This is a genomic window from Bacillus salacetis (assembly GCF_049177075.1).
In the GTDB taxonomy this organism is placed as follows: Bacteria; Bacillota; Bacilli; order Bacillales; family Bacillaceae_B; genus Rossellomorea; species Rossellomorea salacetis_A.
In genome coordinates, this window is the sequence record NZ_CP185377.1 from 1,727,061 (window position 1) to 1,745,483 (window position 18,423).

Consider the following 18,423-nt stretch of genomic DNA (forward strand, 5'->3'; position numbering starts at 1 on the left):
AGTGCTCGAGGTTGGCCATTCTTAGATGGAATACATCCCTGATTCCATCACAAGTGCTCGAGATTGGCCATTCTCAGATGGAATACATCGCTTATTCCATCACAAATGCTCGTGGTTGGCAATTTTTAGAAGGAATCCCGCCCCTATTCCACCTCAAAAGCACGAGTCTGGTCATTATTAGAAGGAATCCCCGCTTTATTCCATCCCCCAAGCTAGTTTCTCCCTCATCTCCCTGGCGGGTAAGTGACCTGACATGGTGGATATTGCAGGTCAGGGGCATGGATAGACATCTTTTTCATGAAATAACAGGCCTCAGGAAAGTGATGAAAGAGGAATCTTCTGGTGGATTGATTGACCAGTGACTTTTCATCATATTGTTTCAAGGTATAGCCGACAAGCTCATTAAAAGCCACTACTGCCTCTGCGACTTCATGCGCGAATCGGATTTGAATGGGTGACCCGGGATTGTGGAATCGCAAATAGCCTTTGATGGCATTATTTTTTACTATGAATTGAGAGAATTTCACCTTCAACCCCTCTGCCTGCCTGACTATATCAAACTCAATACCATCGACAAGCCTGATAAGAAGGACCGCATGCCCCAGTTGATCCTCGAGCCATAAAGACAGGAGATCAACAAGGGAAAGAGGGGGTGCAGCCTGGCCCCGCATATTATATTGCAGAATTCTCAGATATTCTGCGTTTTCGTTCAGGGTCCCGTTGAAGTATGTCGGAGTCAGGTTTATATTAATCTCATTTTTAAGCCTTAAGTTTAAAATATTCCCTTCAAATAAATAATATTTACCGGCAGTCTGGTAGGCAAACTGAGATAATTCAATCATTTCAGGGGAAGAATAATCAGCATTTTGAGGAACGGTCTGTAAATGCTGCAGCACAGCTTCAAAGCTTCTGATATACATATCTGCTTCAGCAACATACTTTGTCTCTGCAGGAGACAAATAATCCCTGACAAAATAGGCATGGTCCTGAAGCATATTGAGCCAAAATTGATGTTCTTCCCAAGTGGAAATATATTGTTCCGGCATATTCATCCTCCGCTCTTAATCGTTTATTAAAAGTTATTATGATAATACTGGTGATATTCTTTATTTTATTAGATTTATAGGAATGGATGAGTTGTAAGACTCAGGAGCAGCATGGGAAGATGCAGTATCAAAGAATCAGCCCCGGAGTAACCAAAAAGGAAAAAAGCCTGAAATGTCGAATCCAATATGAGATTGAAAGTAAATGAAAATGGCCTCTGAAAAGGTTTCAGAGTCTGTTTGTGATTTATAATAGGGGAAGGGTGGACGAAGATGAAAGTGGAAATTAGGCCGATTCGTATCAGTGATGCTGCAGAAGTGACAGAAATTATGATTCAGGAAAAAGTGATGCCTAATGTGGTATCATTACCAAGTGTCAGGGTGGAACGTTTTGAAAATATTCTTAAGGGTGCTTCTCCTGAACAGCATGAATTCGTTGCGGTCAGTAATGGAAAAGTGGTTGGCTTTGCAGGTCTGCATCAGGGGAAAGGGAGGAGGGCCCATGCCGCTGTCCTGTTCATCATGATCCATGAAGATTATCATGGAAAAGGAGCAGGAACCGCACTGATTGGTAAGTTACTTGATTTGGCTGATAACTGGCTTATGCAGGAGAGAGTGGAATTGACCGTTTTGGATAACAATGACAGAGCGAAGAAACTTTATGAGAGACTGGGCTTTATAGATGAAGGTTTCTCAAGAGGCACAATCATCCAAAATGGAAGGCATGCCAGTGAATATAGAATGGCCAGGTTCCGGCCTGGCGGGATGATTGCAGAAAGGATGAAAGCTGAAAGTGAAAGAAAAGACTAAAAAAAGATTGTTTCTTTTTGATATTGTATTTACCGTATTTATTTTAATTTGGGTCGTCAAAACATTTATAGAAGGAGATTTCTCCAAGGGGATTATTTTTTCTGCTATGCTTTTGATTATGGCCGGCGTTCTGTACTTTAATAGGAGAAGAAGCTGATTTTTACAGCAGGATAGAAAGAAGGTGCGGATATGACGAAAAGATACTTTACTGTCGGGATGGCAGGCCATATCGATCATGGAAAAACAGCTTTGGTAAAAGCTTTGACTAATAAGGAAACGGACCGTTTGAAGGAAGAAAAAGAAAGGGGAATATCCATTGAGCTGGGATTTGCCCCCCTTCTTGAAACAGGAGACATGGAAGTATCCGTCATTGATGTCCCTGGTCATGAAAAGTTCATCAGGCAGATGATTGCGGGCGTGGCAGGAATCGATTTGGTTATACTTGTGGTTGCTGCAGATGAAGGGGTTATGCCTCAAACGAGAGAACATCTGGAGATCCTTTCTTTTCTCGGTGTCAATCAGGGCATCGTCGTCTTAAGTAAAATGGATAAGGTGGATAGGGACTTACATAGCCTTGCAAGTGAGGAGATAAAGGAAGAGTTGACCGGAACTGTATTTGAAGGCGCACCTGTCATCCTGGCAGATAGTCTATCTGGGAAGGGAATCCCTGAAGTGAAACAAACCATCCTCCGATTTTTGGAAGAAGTCCCATCAAGGAGTGTAACCGGAGACTTTCGGATGCCGATTGACCAGGTGTTTACCGTAAAAGGACAGGGAACAGTCGTCAGGGGAACGGTTTATGAGGGAAGTGTCAAAGAAGGTGATACTCTTAAACTGCTCCCTTCAGGAAAAGAAACAAGGGCAAGGCAGATCCAGGTGCATCATAAACCGGCTCCGGAAGCATTCGGCGGCCAGCGGACAGCGATTAACCTGTCAGGATTATCGAGAGAAGAAGCAATACGGGGAGATGTCCTCGTGAAATCAGATTTTTTTACGGTTACTGATACCATCGATGTAAGTTTACGCATGGTCGAGGATCTGGAACATCCCGTCAAACAGCGTATGCCAGTTAAGTTACACACAGGCACATCAGAAACGATGGGAAAAATCATCTTCTTTGACCGTAATCAAGTGGAAAAAGGACATGAAGAAATACTCTGTCAAATAAGACTGGACGAAAGTATAGTTGTAAAACGCAATGACCGTTTCATTCTAAGACGGCCTACACCAGCTGAAACGATTGGGGGAGGGTCTATCATTGACCCTAACGGCGGTAAATATAAATTTGGACAAAGGACAATTCAAGTACTTCAGCAAAAGAAAAATGGAACTCCTATTCAGCGGGTAGAAGACACTCTTTCAGAACACAAAGCATTAAGCAAAAGCAGACTTCTGCAAGAAACTTCCTTATCATCTTCAGTTCTTGAAGAGTTACTTGAAGACCCGGCCCTGAATGAACTTCCAAGCGGAGAAATCACTTCCGGTCAAGTCATGACCGAGTTGGAGCAATTAATCAATGCAGAGCTTGATGGTTTTCACCAGCAATATCCGTTGAAAACTGGATATGATAAGGCAAGGATCACTCAGTTATATAAAAGCTCCTATACTGATTCCTTGCTGGAATATGTACTTAAACAAAACTTGAATAGCGGCAGGTGGAGCCAAAGTGGCCATTACCTTTCTCTGGCCGAATTCACACCACATGTTCCTGAACAGTGGAAAAAAAGATCAGAGCAGGCCCTGGAATTGTTAAAAAAGGACGGAATGAAAGCAGAGGATTTTACCACCTATTTAAATCAGGCCGGAATTCCCTCCGGTTTGCAGACTGGTCTAACACAGTTCTATAGGGAGCAGGGGAAAGCAATCTTTCTGGATGATAATCTTGCTTTTCATATGGATATATTCAATCAGGCAGTTCAACACCTGCAGGGACAAACTGCTGAAGAATTTGCATTACCGGAAGCGAAAGAGATCCTGGGATTATCACGAAAATATTTAATCCCTTTCCTTGAGACATTGGACAACCTTGGATATACAGTAAGGATAGAAAATAAAAGGAAATGGAGAACCGGTGCGCAATAAGGTAGGTACTGAAACAAGGTCCTGAAGCCTTGGATACGGATATTAACTGATTGACGGTGATGAAATGAATTGGAAAGAGTATGAGACTCAACTTTATACAATGGTCATGATAGAAAAAGAAGAAAAGTTGCTGATGGTTGAAAGACCGTCTGAAAAAGGCTTCCCAGGTTATATTGCTCCAGGTGGAAAAGTGGATTTTCCCGAAAGTCCGGCACATGGAGCCGAAAGGGAAGTCAGGGAAGAAACAGGGTTGGTTGTTGAGAGGTTGAAATTTAAAGGGATTGACGAATTTGTTATCCCTGATAAAAAATACCGCTATGTTGTTTATAACTATCTGGCTGTCGAGACAAGTGGAGAGCTGTTGGATGACCCGCCGGAAGGGAAGCTGATATGGGTAAGCAGGGAAGAAGCGATGGAACTGCCGATGCAGCCATGGTTCAAAAGGAGGCTTCCTTACTTTTTTAAAGACGGGGTATTCGAAATCCATTCGAGCTGGGATGGGAACGACCGGAATGACGCCCAAGTTACAATTAGAGAACTATAAAAAAAGCCTGTTTGCTTCCCGATTAAGGGAGGCAAGCAGGCTTTTATAAAATGCGTTAGATCTTAATTTCAATCGATGCATTCTCTTTCAATTTCTCTACTTCAGCAGCTAAGACTTCTTGTGTTTTTTGTCTCTCAAGCTGCTGTCTGATTTGATCTTTTACTTCATCGAATTCAGGCATTTGTGCTTCTGTATCTTCTGAGCCGCTGCTTTGTTCAGCATATTGATCATAATATGCTTTTACATCTTCATCCTTCACTTCTTCGACTTCTAATTCATTGTCGATGTATGCAGTGTATTTGATGTTGTTAGCAACTTCGCTTTTCAGTTCGTCCATTGTAAGGCCGTTGCTTTTCAGGATTTCCTCAAATTGCTCTTCATCTTCGTAATTCGCTTTCAACGTATCGATTTCCTTTTGAATTTCCTCATCTGAAGCCTTGTAACCATGTTTTTCAGCTTCTTGAAGAAGCAAAGTCTGTCCGATCAGGCTGTCAATTGTGCTTTCTTTCAGCTTGGGTGCCAGTTCTTCTGAAGTAGGGTCTTGTCCCATTTGCTGATATTGCATCTGTGTTTGTGAAAGAAGCGTATTGTATGCTTCCCCTTTGATATCTTCTTCATTCACAACAGCAACAGTTGTTTCTTCATCAACATGCTGCTTTTCCAATTTCTTTTGCATTTCTTCCATTTCAGCTGTTTGTTCTGTTTGTTCTGTCTGTTCCTGATTCGTATTTTCAGTGTCGGCATCCTTGCTGTTTTCTCCATTATCTCCGCAAGCAGCCAAACCTATTGAAATCATGCCCGCAAGCATGGCTAATTTCCATTTTGATTTCATTTGATTACCCTCTTTCTGCAAAAGTGAGTCATTTTTCCAGCTGGCCTCTGTACTATTCTTTAATGCAAGGGTAGAGGCATGTAAAAAACAACCTAGTGGCAAGTGTATAACATTTACGGATAAAAGGAAAGCTATAACAGCCAATTTAACAAGATTGAAACATATTTTAGGAAGGGGAAATGCTTCTATGTCAAACGGACTTACCGTTATGCTGAATAATCAACTTTCAAACTGGAATATCCTGTACACGAAATTACATAATTACCACTGGTATGTGACAGGGACCGATTTTTTTACTCTTCATGAAAAGTTTGAGGAATATTATGATGAGGCAGGACAATACATAGATGATATAGCAGAAAGAATCCTGACACTGAAGGGGAAGCCAGTTGCTACACTAAAAAAATACCTTGAAACCGCAACAATAGAAGAGGCTTCATGTCAGGAAGATGCTAAGGAAATGGTGTCTGTTCTGGTGAAGGATTTTGAGCAGATCATCAAAGAATCAAAAAAGCTCATTGAAACAGCTGAAGATCTTCATGATCAGCCTACAGCAGATATGTTCATCGGCATTAAGTCATCACTTGAACAGCATGTATGGATGCTTAACGCCTATAATGCATAAAACCCCCGGATCCGGGGGTTTTGTTATTGGTCTTTATTTCCTGCCTTCAATGAACTACAATATTCTTTGACCATTTCCACTGTAACGTACTTCCGTTCGGGTACAATTCCCAATTTTGCTTCATCGTTGATTCTTTTTGTAACGTGATTTATTTTTTCAGTTGTAAAGGGGTCGCCTTTCATACAGAGATTGACCGCTTCCTCGATATAGTATTCTCTTTGCTGCTCCAGCTTAAGAAACTCTTTTGCTATTGCATTTTGCTTCTTTGAATGTTCAGTTATCGCTTTATGTACACTCATTTCTATTTTTTCACTCCTGTCAGAAGTACTTGATAGTCCCTTATTATTATGCTCATTTATTCATATAATCGCAACTAATTCATAAAAAAAGTATTTTCCTCTAAGTTCAGCTTGAATCAAAACATATTTTCAATGAAAATAGTAATCGACAGTTAAAGATGAAAGTATATATTTTAATAGAATGAAACAGTAATAAAGTAGAAAGTAGGCTGAAGATGATACAGCTTTGGAGACAGTTCAGTTGGGTAATCCCGATCTTGGCATTAGTGACAGCCACCCTTGTGACAGCCGTTTATATATGGAAGAAACAAAAAGGAGAAGCCAGGTGGGCGGATCTTATCCCTGTATTGTTCACCTTGATTTCCACCGGCGGCGTTTTTCTTATCACATTATCACCCCTTGTCCCCGGAGTTGCCCTTGAGGGGAACACCAATTTTCAACCCTTTGATAATCTTAGGTTGAATTTAATTTATCGGACCCATTTGGATATTCCAATCCGAAATCTATTGGCCAACGTGGTGCTGTTTATTCCGTTTGCCTTTTTCTACGCGTGGTGGATCAGAAAACGGAAGAGGGTCCTGATTAAGACAACACTTGCCGGCAGTTTCCTTTCCATCATAGTCGAACTGATTCAATACCTGCTTCCCCTGGGCAGGTCTACCGATATAGATGACTGGATGATGAACACACTTGGTTCTTTCCTCGGCGGACTGCTTTTCCTCCTTTTCATCAAAGTGTGTAAGAAATACTCGCTCAGGAAGAATTAAGCATCCGGAAACGCGATTACTTCCATGGTCAAAAGGGAACAGGATGAGGAAGCCCTTTTTGGAATAGGAGGTGGTGTTATTTTGAATCCTCATGAAAAATCTGATTCACAAAGAGCAAACGAAAAGATAAATCAGGAACTTTATGAAGAAGAGAATACACGGACAGAAGAAAGCGGTACAGAGAGCGCCAACAAAAAGATTAGGGAGCGTTTAGAGAGTGGAGAACCCTCTAAAGGGGTTAATCCTGATCACTATCTGGCCAATAATGAAAATTCTCTCGTTACAAGAGGGGAAAAGAAGAAGTAGAAAGAGCATGAAATTCCTCATGCTCTTTTTTGATTGCTCGTAAAAAAGGCATTGATAAGTGTTTATTTGTAAGGTGGATGCCGCCTCAAGCTTCAATTAAAATGATTTCCTCGACAAATTCCAACACACTCAAACATGACTGTTTTGTATGATAGTGTTTATATTGCTGGGAAGAGGGGGTACATATGGCATTTCCGGAACTGGATACACCGCGGTTAAAATTAATTGAAATCACCAAGCAGCATGCAGAGCGTTACTTCGAGATAATGTCTCTTGATTCCGTAACAAAATATTATGGTATGGAAAGTCTGCAAAGGATAGAACAGGCTGAGGATATTATTAAGTCATTTAAAGATGGCTTTGAAAGTAAAAGATCACTGAGGTGGGGAATTACCCTTAAAGACACCGGTGCTTTTATTGGGACTGCCGGACTCAACAATCTGCAAATCGGTAACAAAAAAGCCGAAATTGGCTTTGAGATTCATCCGGACTATTGGAGTAATGGCTATACTTCGGAAGCAGCGGCAGCGGTTATTGAATTTGCTTTTGAAGAATTGAAGCTCTATAGAATGGGAGCTGTTACTTTCCTTGAAAATAAATCCTCTATTGGCCTTTTGGAAAAGGCTGGATTTACTAAAGAAGGAGTTTTACGAGGATATATTTATCAAAATGGAGTTTCAAATGATGCCAATATTTTCTCTTTACTTAGGCCGGAGTGGGAAACTCTTCAGGAAAAGAATCCATCGGACGGAGATAAGAAAGCCAGAGTTTAGGCAGGCATTCTTTTAGGCATAATTTACACAATCGATAGGAAATACCGCGGTTTTCTGGTTAAATAGTATAAGGAATAGGAGGAGAGAGAATGAATAAAAAGCATTTCAAAATCCTTTCAATATTTTTATCGATTGCGATCCTGCTTGGCGGTCATTCTGAAAAACACCTGTCACCTGAGCTGGAGCTGGGGGAAACGATGATCATCCACAATGATCATGAATAACCAGTTCCCATACTGTTTATCAGAGAATGAATAAATAAGGGGATTTCACACAAACTATCTCCATCATTATTAATGGAGGTAGGCATCATGGACGCTAACAGAGTAAAGCAAATACTTGCTTCTTCTGCAGATATTAACGTAACTTATCAAGGAGTATCGGTCTGGATTGATGAACTGCTTGAAAATGAGAATTTGGCAACAGTTCATTTAAGGGGTCCGCTTGAAGAACGCTCCCAAGTGGCAATTGAAGATTTACAAGAAGAATCATAATGAAAAGCACCCAGTTTGGGTGTTTTTTTTGATGAAAATCAATTCAATCTAATGAGCAGACTTTGTAAGGCAGGTATTAGTTTAGTGAATTCAAGATTATCATTGTAAAAATTAATGTTACAACTTCTTTTTCTAAAAATGAGAAGAACCGGAGAAGTACTAGAAGCAGCAGGGTCTATACCATAAAATTAGTATAAATAGAATTACAGGATTATTACAAAATGATTAAAAACTTGTATTACTGTTTAATAGTTTTGAAAGGTGGAAGAGTAAGAACAAAGGTTAAGATAAAAAGCATAAAACAAAAACATTCTACATCTTAGAAGACAGCTAGAGTAAGCCAACTTAAATTAAGAAAATCATTTCATTTTTTAAGGAGGAATTTATAATGGCTAGAAATAACAACCAAAACAATGGAAAAATGAGTTTAGAAGAAGCGGGTCGCAAGGGCGGCAAGACAACTGCACAAAATCATGATAAAGAATTCTATCAAGAAATCGGTAAAAAGGGTGGAGAAGCAACATCCGAAAACCATGATAAGGAATTCTATCAGGAAATTGGTGAAAAAGGCGGAGAAGCAACGTCTGACAGCCATGACAAGGAATTCTATCAGGAGATAGGTAAAAAGGGTGGAGAAACAACATCCGAAAACCATGATAAGGAATTCTATCAGGAGATAGGTGAAAAAGGCGGAGAAGCGACGTCTAATAATCATGATAAAGATTTCTATCAAGATATTGGCGAAAAAGGCGGTAATGCACGCTGGAATGAGAACGATGATAACAACCGCCGCAATAACAAGTAATTTCACCGATACCCAAAGGGTCTGTGCAGAAATGTGCAGGCCCTTTGGTTTATTCTATTTCTTTTAATTCAAAATGGTTTAAATCCTGAAAGGAAAAGGGTAACGAACCTACATATTCAGAATGAAAAGATAAGATGCTCTCCCTTTACGATGGAGCGCTTATAAGAGAGAGCAGGAAGAAAAGGCACATTTGATTCATGCCTTGCTTCTCAAAGCTAAGCAAAGGTGATCGAAATATAAACCAGCAAGAAAAAGAGTTAGTTACAGGAGGGTGCATGATGGACGTAAGAGAGATTTTTAGTAAGCAGAATTTTGAACGAAATGATGATCAATATAAAGCGGTCGGTGATTACGGTATGGCGGCGAGTGCGACTCAAGAAGCAAGTGATATTGGTGCCGAGGTCCTTCGGAAGGGAGGGACAGCTGCAGATGCAATAGTTGCCATGCAGTTCGCATTGGCTGTTTCAGAGCCCTTTAACACCGGGGTAGGGTCCAGCGGATTTATTATCTATCATGATAATTCTTCAGGTGAAACAAAGGTTTTCAATGGACACTCCAAGGCGCCTGAAAGCGCACATCCGGAACTTTGCTATGATGATGAAGGGGAATTGATCCCGTTTGTAGAGAGAACAATGAATGAAAGTTTCGTGGGAATTCCAGGTATCATGAAAGCCATGGATACGATAAATAAAACCTATGGAGTGAAAGAACTTGGAGAGCTCATAGATCCATCCATAGACCTTGCTGAGAATGGTATCAGGGTGAATTTCCTGTGGGATATGGCGCTGAAACTTTATGGCGACAGAGTCGGCGATTCTGCAAAGGACTTCTTCTTTCCAAAGGGTGTGCCCCTTGTAGAAGGAGACATCGTGCGGAATGAAGCGCTGGCAAAAACCTTTCGGATCTTTAAGGAAGAAGGTATAGATGCCTTATATAAAGGAAGAATCGGCGAAGCAATCATTGAAAGGCTGCAATCCCATAACGGACATATGGAAATGAGTGACCTGGAAAATTATGAGTGTGAAATACAAGAACCTGTCATAAGGAACTATCGAGGGTTCGATGTCGCGGTCCCCGCTCCACCGAATGGCGGCGGAACAAACGTGCTCCAAATATTGAAGATTATCGAGCAGTTTGATTTAAGCGGTTATAATGCATCCTCCTGGGAGAAGTATTTCATCCTCTCTGAAGCGATGCGTCTCGTTTTCTCTGACAAGCTTGCTTACATGAGTGATCCGGACTTTCATAATGTCCCTGTGAATGGACTGCTGGATCCAGAATATATTGCTGAAAGAGCCAAGTTCATCGATTTCAACGGAAGAAATCCTGATATAGACTTCGGAAACCCATGGAAGTTCGAAAAAAGTGGTATGAAACCGGGAACTGTATCCCAGAAGAGAACGGAAGGCGGCGAAACCACTCACTTCACTGCAGTGGATCAATGGGGAAATGTGGCTGCATGTACTTCTTCCTTAGAACATTACTTCGGGGCAGGTATCATGATTGAAGAATATGGCTTTCTTCTAAACAATGACTTGACCGATTTTAAAGCCGAGAAAAACCATATTAATGAAATGCGTGGAGGTAAATATCCGGTCAGCGCAAAGTCCCCAACCATCATCCTGAAGGATGGAGAACCTTTCATGACACTCGGATCACCCGGCGGACCGACAATCGTGTCCTCAGTCGCCCATGTCATATTGAATGTACTGGACTTTAAGATGGACTTGAAAGAAGCTATTGAACACCCGCGCATCTATAACAGTACGGCACCTGAAGTCTGGGTAGAAGACGATTTTGACTCAGGAGTCAAAGAAAAATTAAAGAGCCTGGGAATAGAGATCCTGGATGATTCCATGCCATTAGGCAATGTTCAGGCGATTTTGATCGATAAGGAAAATAACACATTTTATGGTGCGGCTGATTCGACACGACCCGGCAAGGCATCTGCGGTATGGAAAGAAGATAGCGAAAGGTTGTAAAAGGCTGCTGAATGCAGCCTTTTTTTATGGAGTAACCAGTCGATCGACATTTGGGTAATCCTTGAAATTTGAAACGTTTACACGAACCTTCAAAGGGTATTTGAAAAATGAGTGTATGTGAATTCTTAACACAAATTTTTTATATGGAGGGATTAGGATGAGAAAACCGGATCCTGCAAAAGATATTAATATGAATGAGAAGCCGAAAGTGACAAATAAGGAGCCGCAAAATTTGGAACAAGAAGAGCTGGCTGCCGAAGTAAAGACGGAAATGCCGGTTAAAGAACAGAACAATGGGAAAGAGATCACAAATCCTTATAAGATTGCCCAGCAATTAATCAAAAGGGCAGCCGATTCACTTGATCTGCCCGAAGGTGTGTATAATATTCTCAAAAAGCCGAAGCGGCTAATGAAAGTGTCCATTCCTGTACGAAGAGATAACGGAGAATACGTCAATTTTACCGGAATGCGCTCACAGCATATAGATATCCTCGGACCTACTAAAGGGGGTATCCGTTTTCATCCGGACGTCAATGAAGATGAAGTAGTGGCCCTTTCCATGTGGATGTCATTGAAGTCAGCTCTCGTCGGACTTCCGTTTGGAGGAGGTAAAGGCGGAGTCATCGTGAATCCAAAAGAACTTTCTGAAAGGGAACTTGAAGAATTAAGCAGAGGGTATATCAGGGAACTTGAACCCGTTATAGGGCCTGAGAAAGATGTTCCGGCACCTGATGTGAATACGAACGGACAAATAATGGGCTGGATGCTTGATGAATTCGATCGTTTGCGAGGCAAGGATGTTTCAGGATTTATAACAGGAAAACCTGTCATAATAGGAGGATCTGAAGGACGGATTGAAGCGACAGGCAGGGGAGTCGTCATAAATATCATGGAAGCGGCAAAGCGTTTAAACCTTGAATTGGACAAACTTACAGCTGTTGTGCAAGGCTTCGGAAATGTAGGTTCCATAACAGCCAAACTTCTGCATGAACAAGGAGTGAAGGTTGTGGCGGTCACTGATGCGGGTGGCGGAGCTTATCAGCCAAACGGCCTTGATATTGTCAGCCTTATTGACTATGTCAACGAACATGGCTCAGTAAAAGGGTTTGAAGGAAGTCAAGACATCTCGAATGAAGAATTATTTGCTGCAGACTGTGATATATTGGTTCCCGCTGCTTTAGAGAACCAAATTACCGAAGAAACCGCCCCTACCATCAAGGCCAAGATTGTAGCAGAGGCCGCAAATGGACCCACTACCCCTCAAGGAAATGAAATAATGGAGGAGAAAGGGATCTTCGTTATACCGGATATACTCTGTAATTCCGGCGGTGTAACTGTTTCTTACTTTGAATGGGTACAGAATGCGATGCATTATTTCTGGAAAGAAGAGGAAGTTAATCAAAAATTGAAGGAAAAAATGGAGAATGCATTCGATAGTGTATACCGGATGAAAGTGGAGAAGAACGCATCGATGCGGGAATCGGCATATCTTGTTGGAGTAGGACGTCTGGCAGAAGCCATGAAAGCAAGGGGATGGATTAAAAACTGGTCGATGCCAATAGAGTGCTAATTAGAAATCTTGTGAAAGAAGGTTGAATCATCTATAGGGTGATTCAGCCTTCTTTTTTTCAAAAATAAATGATTTCATTAGCGGAGACAGATAAATCATAAAGATATTCTGCAATGTGACCTGAACAAAATTCAGCCTGTTATTGATGATATGGATGCGTGAAAGTAGTATACTTATGAACATCATTAATAGAAAGACTGAAGCTTTTACAAATGTATTGTTCTTTATAGCAGGTAAAAGTGCAGCTCCTGAAAAAATTAACATATACAAAGGAGAAATCAGAAAGTGTTCATGCCAACTGTGAAAACGGCCTACTCCAATTTTTTGTTTCTTGAAAATATCTAAAACAAAAGCAAGCGTTTTTGTCACAACCCCTACAGACAAATAAGTGGAAAGCCATAGGAATGGTTTTTTCTTAAGCCTCAAATTCTCCTCCCAAAAATCACTGATTCTAAAATAAACCGGGAGCAGCAAAACCGTATAAATTGTCTTCCACCAATGAAGCCTGTAATTATCAATTTTCAGGAAAAATTTTTCAATAATATGGAAATAAAGTGTGAAAAGAAGCTTCCAGAACCACCCCAGTTCGAATACAGTCAGGAAGGTTGCTGCAATTGGAACATAGATCGCTTGGGATAAAAGGGCTCCTAAGGCATTATCGAGCTGCCGCTTCTTTAGAATTTTTGGATTGTATTGATATGACCGGAACAGATTGAAAACGAAGTATTCAAAGATATAGGCAAAGCTTATATTAGATAACAGTAGAGTAATGGTCCTCCGTTCACGCCTTTTTAAAAGAGTGAAAAGCAAAAGGCCTATATGGATTATAGTTAAAATAATAAAGGGCAAGGAATTTTTATTAATTCGTTTCATGACTTTTGGATACCCCCTTTTGAATGGAACCGTGAGCCATTAGAAGTGTTTCTTATCTATACTTTGACTCTTTATGGAATGTTATACCGCTTTGAAGGTATCTTTTTATGAACTAATGGGCTTTTGCTGATTTATTTTTTAGAAATGATATGGTATCATTAGATTCAGCAAATAAACCTGACTATTCTTATCGGGTTTGTTAGAAAAAACAAGGGTGATGTAAATGAGTCGTGAATTTGTTGATTTATTCAATGATTGGGCCCGCACTTATGATCAAACGGTTTCCGAAGAGGGAGATATAGAATATAGAGAGGTATTTGAGCATTATGAAGATATCCTCCAATCCGTCGTAAGAAATACCATAGGTCCAAATGTATTGGAATTTGGTGTGGGAACAGGGAATCTTACAAGGAAGCTGGTGAACCACGGACATACTGTATTCGGTATAGAGCCTTCAGAAGAAATGTTGAAAATCGGGCAGTTGAAGGTACCGGAAGCGAAAATCAAAGATGGTGATTTCTTGGACTTTCCTATTCCAGAAGAACAAATTACTTCAATTGTCAGTTCATACGCTTTTCATCATTTGACAGACATTGAAAAAGAAAAGGCGATTGAAAAATACAGTCATATCCTTCCGCAAGGCGGGGTCATTGTTTTTGCTGACACTGTTTTTAAAAACAAAGAAGCAAGAAGAGCAATCATGGAACAGGCGATTGCTTCCTATTTCAATAATCTGGTGGATGATTTGAACAGTGAACATTACACCTACTTGGAGAACTTGAAATCCATGTGTGAAAAGCATGGCTTTACTGTTGAATTTATTCAGAAAAATAAGTATGTTTGGGTTATGACAGCAACGAAAAAGTAAAAAGAAAATGAATGGCAGAACTTATATACGAGATGGGTGTTCTGCCATTCCAAAATATTACTAGAAAGCGAGAGATGGATATGCCTAAAATGAATGTAGAAAGTTTTAATTTGGATCATACAAAAGTAAAAGCACCATATGTCAGATTGGTGGGCATTACAGAAGGACAGAGCGGTGACAAAATCTACAAATACGATTTCCGTATTAAGCAGCCAAATAAAGAATATATGAATATGCCTGCTCTTCACTCCCTTGAACATATGATGGCAGAATTCAGCAGAAATCATCACGATAGAATCGTTGACATTGGACCAATGGGATGCCAAACCGGCTTCTATATCACAATCTTGAATGATGACAGTTATGATACAGTTCTCGAGGTAATCGAAAAAACCTTAAAAGATGTACTTGAAGCGACCGAAGTCCCTGCATGCAATGAAGTTCAATGTGGATTTGCCGCAAGCCACAGCCTTGAAGGGGCTAAGGAACTGGCAAAAGATATGCTCGAAAAAAGAGATGAATGGACAGAAGTATTCGCATAATAAGGAGAGCTAATCTTGAAATATGTCACAAGTGTACAAGAACTAATCGGTAATACCCCTTTAGTGGAGCTGACTAAAATGGGGCTGCCGGAAGGTGTCCGTTTGTTTGCGAAGCTGGAGTACTTCAATCCCGGTGGCAGCATCAAAGACCGTTTGGGCATGAAATTAATAGAAAGTGCTGAACAATCCGGTGTTTTAAAAGACGGCGGGACCATTATAGAGCCTACAGCCGGTAATACCGGGATAGGCATCGCCCTTGCAGCTATTGGGAAGGGTTATAAAGTCATGTTTGTGGTGCCTGAAAAATTCAGTATTGAAAAACAAACACTGATGCGTGCATTAGGCGCCGAGATAGTCAATACCCCCACTGATTTGGGAATGAAGGGTGCCATTCAAAAAGCGAAGGAGTTAACCAGTGAAATTGAAGGATCTTTCTGTCCGCAGCAGTTTGATAATCCTTCCAATCCAGAGACCTACTATGAAACATTAGGTCCGGAAATATATAAAGCTTTGGATGGGAAAGTGGATGTTTTTGTTGCTGGGGGAGGAACAGGCGGTACTTTCATGGGAACGGCCAGATATCTCAAAGAGAAGAATCCCATGGTGAAGACGGTCATCGTAGAGCCTGAAGGATCGATACTTAATGGCGGCAAATCCGGTCCTCATAAGACTGAAGGGATTGGAATGGAGTTTATCCCTTCTTATATGGATACCACCTATTTTGACTGTATTCACACAATAACTGATGCTGATGCCTTTAAGGCATTAAAAGAATTGGCGCAAAGAGAAGGGCTGCTTGTTGCAAGCTCCTCAGGTGCAGCATTTGTCGCAGCATTAGAAGAAGCAAAAAAAGCGGAAAAGGGAACGAATATTGTAACTATTTTTCCGGACAGCAGTGAGCGTTATTTAAGTCAAGGAATTTATGAGGAGTGAAATCATGAGAAGAAAAACACGATTAATTCATGGAGGAATTACAGGAGACGAACAAACAGGTGCCGTTTCCGTTCCGATATATCAAGTAAGCACTTACAAACAAGACGGAGTCGGGCAGCACCGCGGCTTTGAATATTCCCGGACGGGTAACCCGACACGGCATGCGCTTGAAACGCTCATTGCCGATATTGAAGGAGGGCATGCGGGATTTGCATTCGGATCTGGAATGGGTGCGATTACTTCCTTGCTGATGCTTTTTAAATCAGGTGATCACATCATATTTACGGATGACGTTTATGGCGGGACATACCGTCTGATTTCAAAAGTTATGAATCGTTTTGATCTTTCCGTTTCATTCGTTGATACATCAGATATTGACAAGGTCAAAGAAGCGATTCAGCCGAACACAAAAGCGATTTACGTTGAGACACCGACAAACCCTCTTTTGAAAATTACGGATTTACAAGCAGTATCTCAAATCGCAAAAGAAAATGACTTATTATTCATCGTTGATAATACATTCAGTACACCATATTGGCAGAATCCGATTGAACAGGGCGCAAACATTGTCCTGCATAGTGCCACTAAATACCTAGGTGGACACAGTGATGTTGTAGCGGGCTTAGTTGTCGTCGATTCAGCCCAACTTGCAGAAGATCTGCATTTTGTCCAAAATTCTGCAGGCGCCATACTTGGACCTCAAGATTCATGGCTGCTGATGAGAGGAATCAAAACACTCGGAATCAGAATGGAAGAGATTGAATCAAACACCAAACGTTTTGTTGAGTTCCTGCAAAATCATCCAAAGGTCAGCTCCATCTATTATCCTGGACTGGATTCCCATAAAGGGAGTGAAGTACACAGTAAACAGGCGCGTGGAGCAGGCGGAATGATTTCATTTGATGTTGGCAGTGAGGAAAATGCCGATAAACTATTGACCAATGTCCGCTACTTTACTCTGGCGGAAAGTCTTGGGGCGGTTGAAAGCTTGATCTCTGTTCCCGCTAAAATGACACATGCTTCTATCCCGGCGGAAAGAAGAGCGGAATTAGGCATTACTGACGGCCTTGTGCGTGTTTCGATTGGATTGGAAGATGTTGAGGATCTTATTGAAGATGTTGAACGTGCCCTGGATAAATAAAGATTCCCTAAAAAAGCGAGTGCTTTCATGCACTTGCTTTTTTATGTGGCCAAAACCGGTAATTCTTATTATTTAATTCTGTTTTATTCATGTTTACGGGAGAAATTTATTGAAAAACAAGAATAAACGTGTAAAATAATGAATTGTAGGGAGGGAGATAAATGATCTACAGAGTGAAAATGTATGAAATCATTCCGGAAAAATTTGAGTTGTTCAACGAGTTTTTTCATGAATACCTTTATCCTAATCAAGTTCAACATGGTTCAAAGCTTGTAGGCAGGTGGGTAGATCTTTCAAAAACCAAGATTACCGCTATCTGGGAATATGAAACCATTGAACAATATGGACAGATTGAAATGGAGATTCGCATGACAGAATTGCATATTCGCGCAAAAAAACGCAAGAAGAAAATTGAGCCATTATTTTTTACCTCTACACAGGAATTTTGGGAAATGACAGGAGAATATTCCATGAAGGAGAATCCAGAATGAAGCCGATTATATCTAAAGAGCCTGAAGCACCAAGTTATTCTGAAAAAAAGATAAAGGACTTAACAAGAATCGTATTTGGGGAAGAGAAGAGTGTAAAAGAGTGTGATGCATTGTTTATCTTCAGTGGAACTCACCCTGGTCACTGGGAAAAAGCAATTGAAGCCTTTGAGAAAAGACTTTGCAGGGAAATTGTCGTTACGGGAGGGAGGAGTCTCACGGGTGTTCCGCACCCGGAATGGCCTGATTATCCAGTAAAGGAAGCGGATGTCATTATTTCACATCTTATAAAGGCGGGGATCCCGTCCGATAAAATAGTCTTTGAGAATGAATCGACTAATTCTTTGGAGAATGTTTTATATGCTAAGAAGGTTTTTGACTTCACCAACATTCAGAGTCTCATGTACGTCTGTAAAAGTCATGTTGCCGGCAGGCAGGAAAGAACACTCAGAAAACATCTTGGTGTCCGGTTGGAGTATATTCCGTTTTCATTCGATGCCGAGTATCAAGGGGTGAGAGTGAACAGGCATACTTGGAGCCAGGAGGAAATAGGACGAAATAGAGTGTGGGGAGAGTTTCTAAGAATTTTAAACTATGGGGAAAAAGGAGATATCGAGCCACTCTAAATAAAATTCTTATTTAATGG

Annotated in this window: 22 protein-coding genes; 18 read left to right on the forward strand and 4 right to left on the reverse strand. The window is 40.8% G+C overall.

The window, feature by feature from the left end; translation table 11 throughout:
- Positions 1-224: 224 nt before the first annotated feature.
- Complete coding sequence (locus ACOJQI_RS08645) at positions 225-1,046, reverse strand: DUF2935 domain-containing protein (RefSeq protein WP_421384823.1); 822 nt, start codon at positions 1,044-1,046, stop codon at positions 225-227.
- Positions 1,047-1,316: 270 nt separating this feature from the next.
- Here ACOJQI_RS08645 and ACOJQI_RS08650 point away from each other — a divergent pair, with 270 nt between their 5' ends.
- The 3 genes from ACOJQI_RS08650 to ACOJQI_RS08660 all read left to right on the forward strand — a co-directional run bounded on the left by ACOJQI_RS08650 (position 1,317) and on the right by ACOJQI_RS08660 (position 4,479).
- Positions 1,317-1,853 (forward strand): GNAT family N-acetyltransferase, encoded by a 537-nt coding sequence (locus ACOJQI_RS08650; RefSeq protein ID WP_421384824.1) that lies wholly within the window; start codon positions 1,317-1,319, stop codon positions 1,851-1,853.
- Between the two features lie 189 nt (positions 1,854-2,042).
- On the forward strand, positions 2,043-3,935 hold the full coding sequence (gene selB, locus ACOJQI_RS08655) for a selenocysteine-specific translation elongation factor (RefSeq protein ID WP_421384825.1): 1,893 nt from the start codon (positions 2,043-2,045) through the stop codon (positions 3,933-3,935).
- Positions 3,936-3,999: 64 nt separating this feature from the next.
- Positions 4,000-4,479 carry an NUDIX domain-containing protein gene (locus tag ACOJQI_RS08660; protein WP_421384826.1) on the forward strand — a complete coding sequence of 160 codons (480 nt, stop codon included), beginning with the start codon at positions 4,000-4,002 and terminating at the stop codon, positions 4,477-4,479.
- 55 nt (positions 4,480-4,534) lie between these two features.
- Here the strand turns inward: ACOJQI_RS08660 and ACOJQI_RS08665 are convergent, their stop codons facing one another.
- Entirely contained in the window at positions 4,535-5,311 is a 777-nt protein-coding gene (locus tag ACOJQI_RS08665) for a SurA N-terminal domain-containing protein (RefSeq protein WP_421384827.1), read from the reverse strand.
- 187 nt (positions 5,312-5,498) lie between these two features.
- Between ACOJQI_RS08665 and ACOJQI_RS08670 the strand changes: the two genes are divergently transcribed.
- Entirely contained in the window at positions 5,499-5,936 is a 438-nt protein-coding gene (locus ACOJQI_RS08670; RefSeq protein WP_421384828.1) for a Dps family protein, read from the forward strand.
- 23 nt (positions 5,937-5,959) lie between these two features.
- Here ACOJQI_RS08670 and ACOJQI_RS08675 read toward each other — a convergent pair whose 3' ends face one another.
- Positions 5,960-6,235 (reverse strand): YpbS family protein, encoded by a 276-nt coding sequence (locus tag ACOJQI_RS08675; protein WP_421384829.1) that lies wholly within the window; start codon positions 6,233-6,235, stop codon positions 5,960-5,962.
- Between the two features lie 215 nt (positions 6,236-6,450).
- Between ACOJQI_RS08675 and ACOJQI_RS08680 the strand changes: the two genes are divergently transcribed.
- From ACOJQI_RS08680 to ACOJQI_RS08715, 8 genes are all read left to right on the forward strand, one after another.
- Entirely contained in the window at positions 6,451-7,002 is a 552-nt protein-coding gene (locus tag ACOJQI_RS08680; protein WP_421384830.1) for a VanZ family protein, read from the forward strand.
- A gap of 81 nt (positions 7,003-7,083) precedes the next feature.
- Positions 7,084-7,308: a hypothetical protein gene (locus tag ACOJQI_RS08685; RefSeq protein WP_421384831.1), complete on the forward strand. Its 225-nt coding sequence runs from the start codon at positions 7,084-7,086 to the stop codon at positions 7,306-7,308.
- 185 nt (positions 7,309-7,493) lie between these two features.
- Positions 7,494-8,081, forward strand: coding sequence for a GNAT family N-acetyltransferase (locus ACOJQI_RS08690; protein ID WP_421384832.1), 588 nt, complete (start codon positions 7,494-7,496; stop codon positions 8,079-8,081).
- An 89-nt stretch (positions 8,082-8,170) separates the two neighbouring features.
- A complete protein-coding gene (locus ACOJQI_RS08695; RefSeq protein ID WP_421384833.1) occupies positions 8,171-8,305 on the forward strand; it encodes a hypothetical protein in 135 nt (44 codons plus the stop codon).
- 87 nt (positions 8,306-8,392) lie between these two features.
- Positions 8,393-8,575 (forward strand): small, acid-soluble spore protein, H family, encoded by a 183-nt coding sequence (locus tag ACOJQI_RS08700; RefSeq protein ID WP_421384834.1) that lies wholly within the window; start codon positions 8,393-8,395, stop codon positions 8,573-8,575.
- Between the two features lie 388 nt (positions 8,576-8,963).
- Entirely contained in the window at positions 8,964-9,380 is a 417-nt protein-coding gene (gene gsiB, locus ACOJQI_RS08705; protein WP_421384835.1) for a glucose starvation-inducible protein GsiB, read from the forward strand.
- A 275-nt stretch (positions 9,381-9,655) separates the two neighbouring features.
- Complete coding sequence (ggt, locus tag ACOJQI_RS08710; RefSeq protein ID WP_421384836.1) at positions 9,656-11,362, forward strand: gamma-glutamyltransferase; 1,707 nt, start codon at positions 9,656-9,658, stop codon at positions 11,360-11,362.
- A gap of 271 nt (positions 11,363-11,633) precedes the next feature.
- On the forward strand, positions 11,634-12,932 hold the full coding sequence (locus tag ACOJQI_RS08715) for a Glu/Leu/Phe/Val family dehydrogenase (protein WP_421385431.1): 1,299 nt from the start codon (positions 11,634-11,636) through the stop codon (positions 12,930-12,932).
- Between the two features lie 27 nt (positions 12,933-12,959).
- Here ACOJQI_RS08715 and ACOJQI_RS08720 read toward each other — a convergent pair whose 3' ends face one another.
- Positions 12,960-13,805: a hypothetical protein gene (locus ACOJQI_RS08720; RefSeq protein WP_421384837.1), complete on the reverse strand. Its 846-nt coding sequence runs from the start codon at positions 13,803-13,805 to the stop codon at positions 12,960-12,962.
- Between the two features lie 223 nt (positions 13,806-14,028).
- On the opposite strand from ACOJQI_RS08720, the gene ACOJQI_RS08725 reads away from it, so the two are divergent.
- The 6 genes from ACOJQI_RS08725 to ACOJQI_RS08750 all read left to right on the forward strand — a co-directional run bounded on the left by ACOJQI_RS08725 (position 14,029) and on the right by ACOJQI_RS08750 (position 18,403).
- The gene (locus tag ACOJQI_RS08725) at positions 14,029-14,673 is read left to right on the forward strand and encodes a class I SAM-dependent DNA methyltransferase (RefSeq protein ID WP_421384838.1); all 645 of its coding nucleotides are present in this window, start codon (positions 14,029-14,031) and stop codon (positions 14,671-14,673) included.
- Between the two features lie 74 nt (positions 14,674-14,747).
- Positions 14,748-15,215 carry an S-ribosylhomocysteine lyase gene (locus ACOJQI_RS08730; protein ID WP_421385432.1) on the forward strand — a complete coding sequence of 156 codons (468 nt, stop codon included), beginning with the start codon at positions 14,748-14,750 and terminating at the stop codon, positions 15,213-15,215.
- Between the two features lie 15 nt (positions 15,216-15,230).
- Positions 15,231-16,148 (forward strand): PLP-dependent cysteine synthase family protein, encoded by a 918-nt coding sequence (locus tag ACOJQI_RS08735; protein ID WP_421384839.1) that lies wholly within the window; start codon positions 15,231-15,233, stop codon positions 16,146-16,148.
- 4 nt (positions 16,149-16,152) lie between these two features.
- Positions 16,153-17,289, forward strand: coding sequence for a bifunctional cystathionine gamma-lyase/homocysteine desulfhydrase (locus ACOJQI_RS08740; protein ID WP_421384840.1), 1,137 nt, complete (start codon positions 16,153-16,155; stop codon positions 17,287-17,289).
- A gap of 161 nt (positions 17,290-17,450) precedes the next feature.
- On the forward strand, positions 17,451-17,780 hold the full coding sequence (locus ACOJQI_RS08745) for a hypothetical protein (RefSeq protein WP_421384841.1): 330 nt from the start codon (positions 17,451-17,453) through the stop codon (positions 17,778-17,780).
- Complete coding sequence (locus tag ACOJQI_RS08750; protein ID WP_421384842.1) at positions 17,777-18,403, forward strand: YdcF family protein; 627 nt, start codon at positions 17,777-17,779, stop codon at positions 18,401-18,403. Before ACOJQI_RS08745 ends, ACOJQI_RS08750 begins: the two co-directional genes overlap by 4 nt.
- Positions 18,404-18,423: the final 20 nt, after the last annotated feature.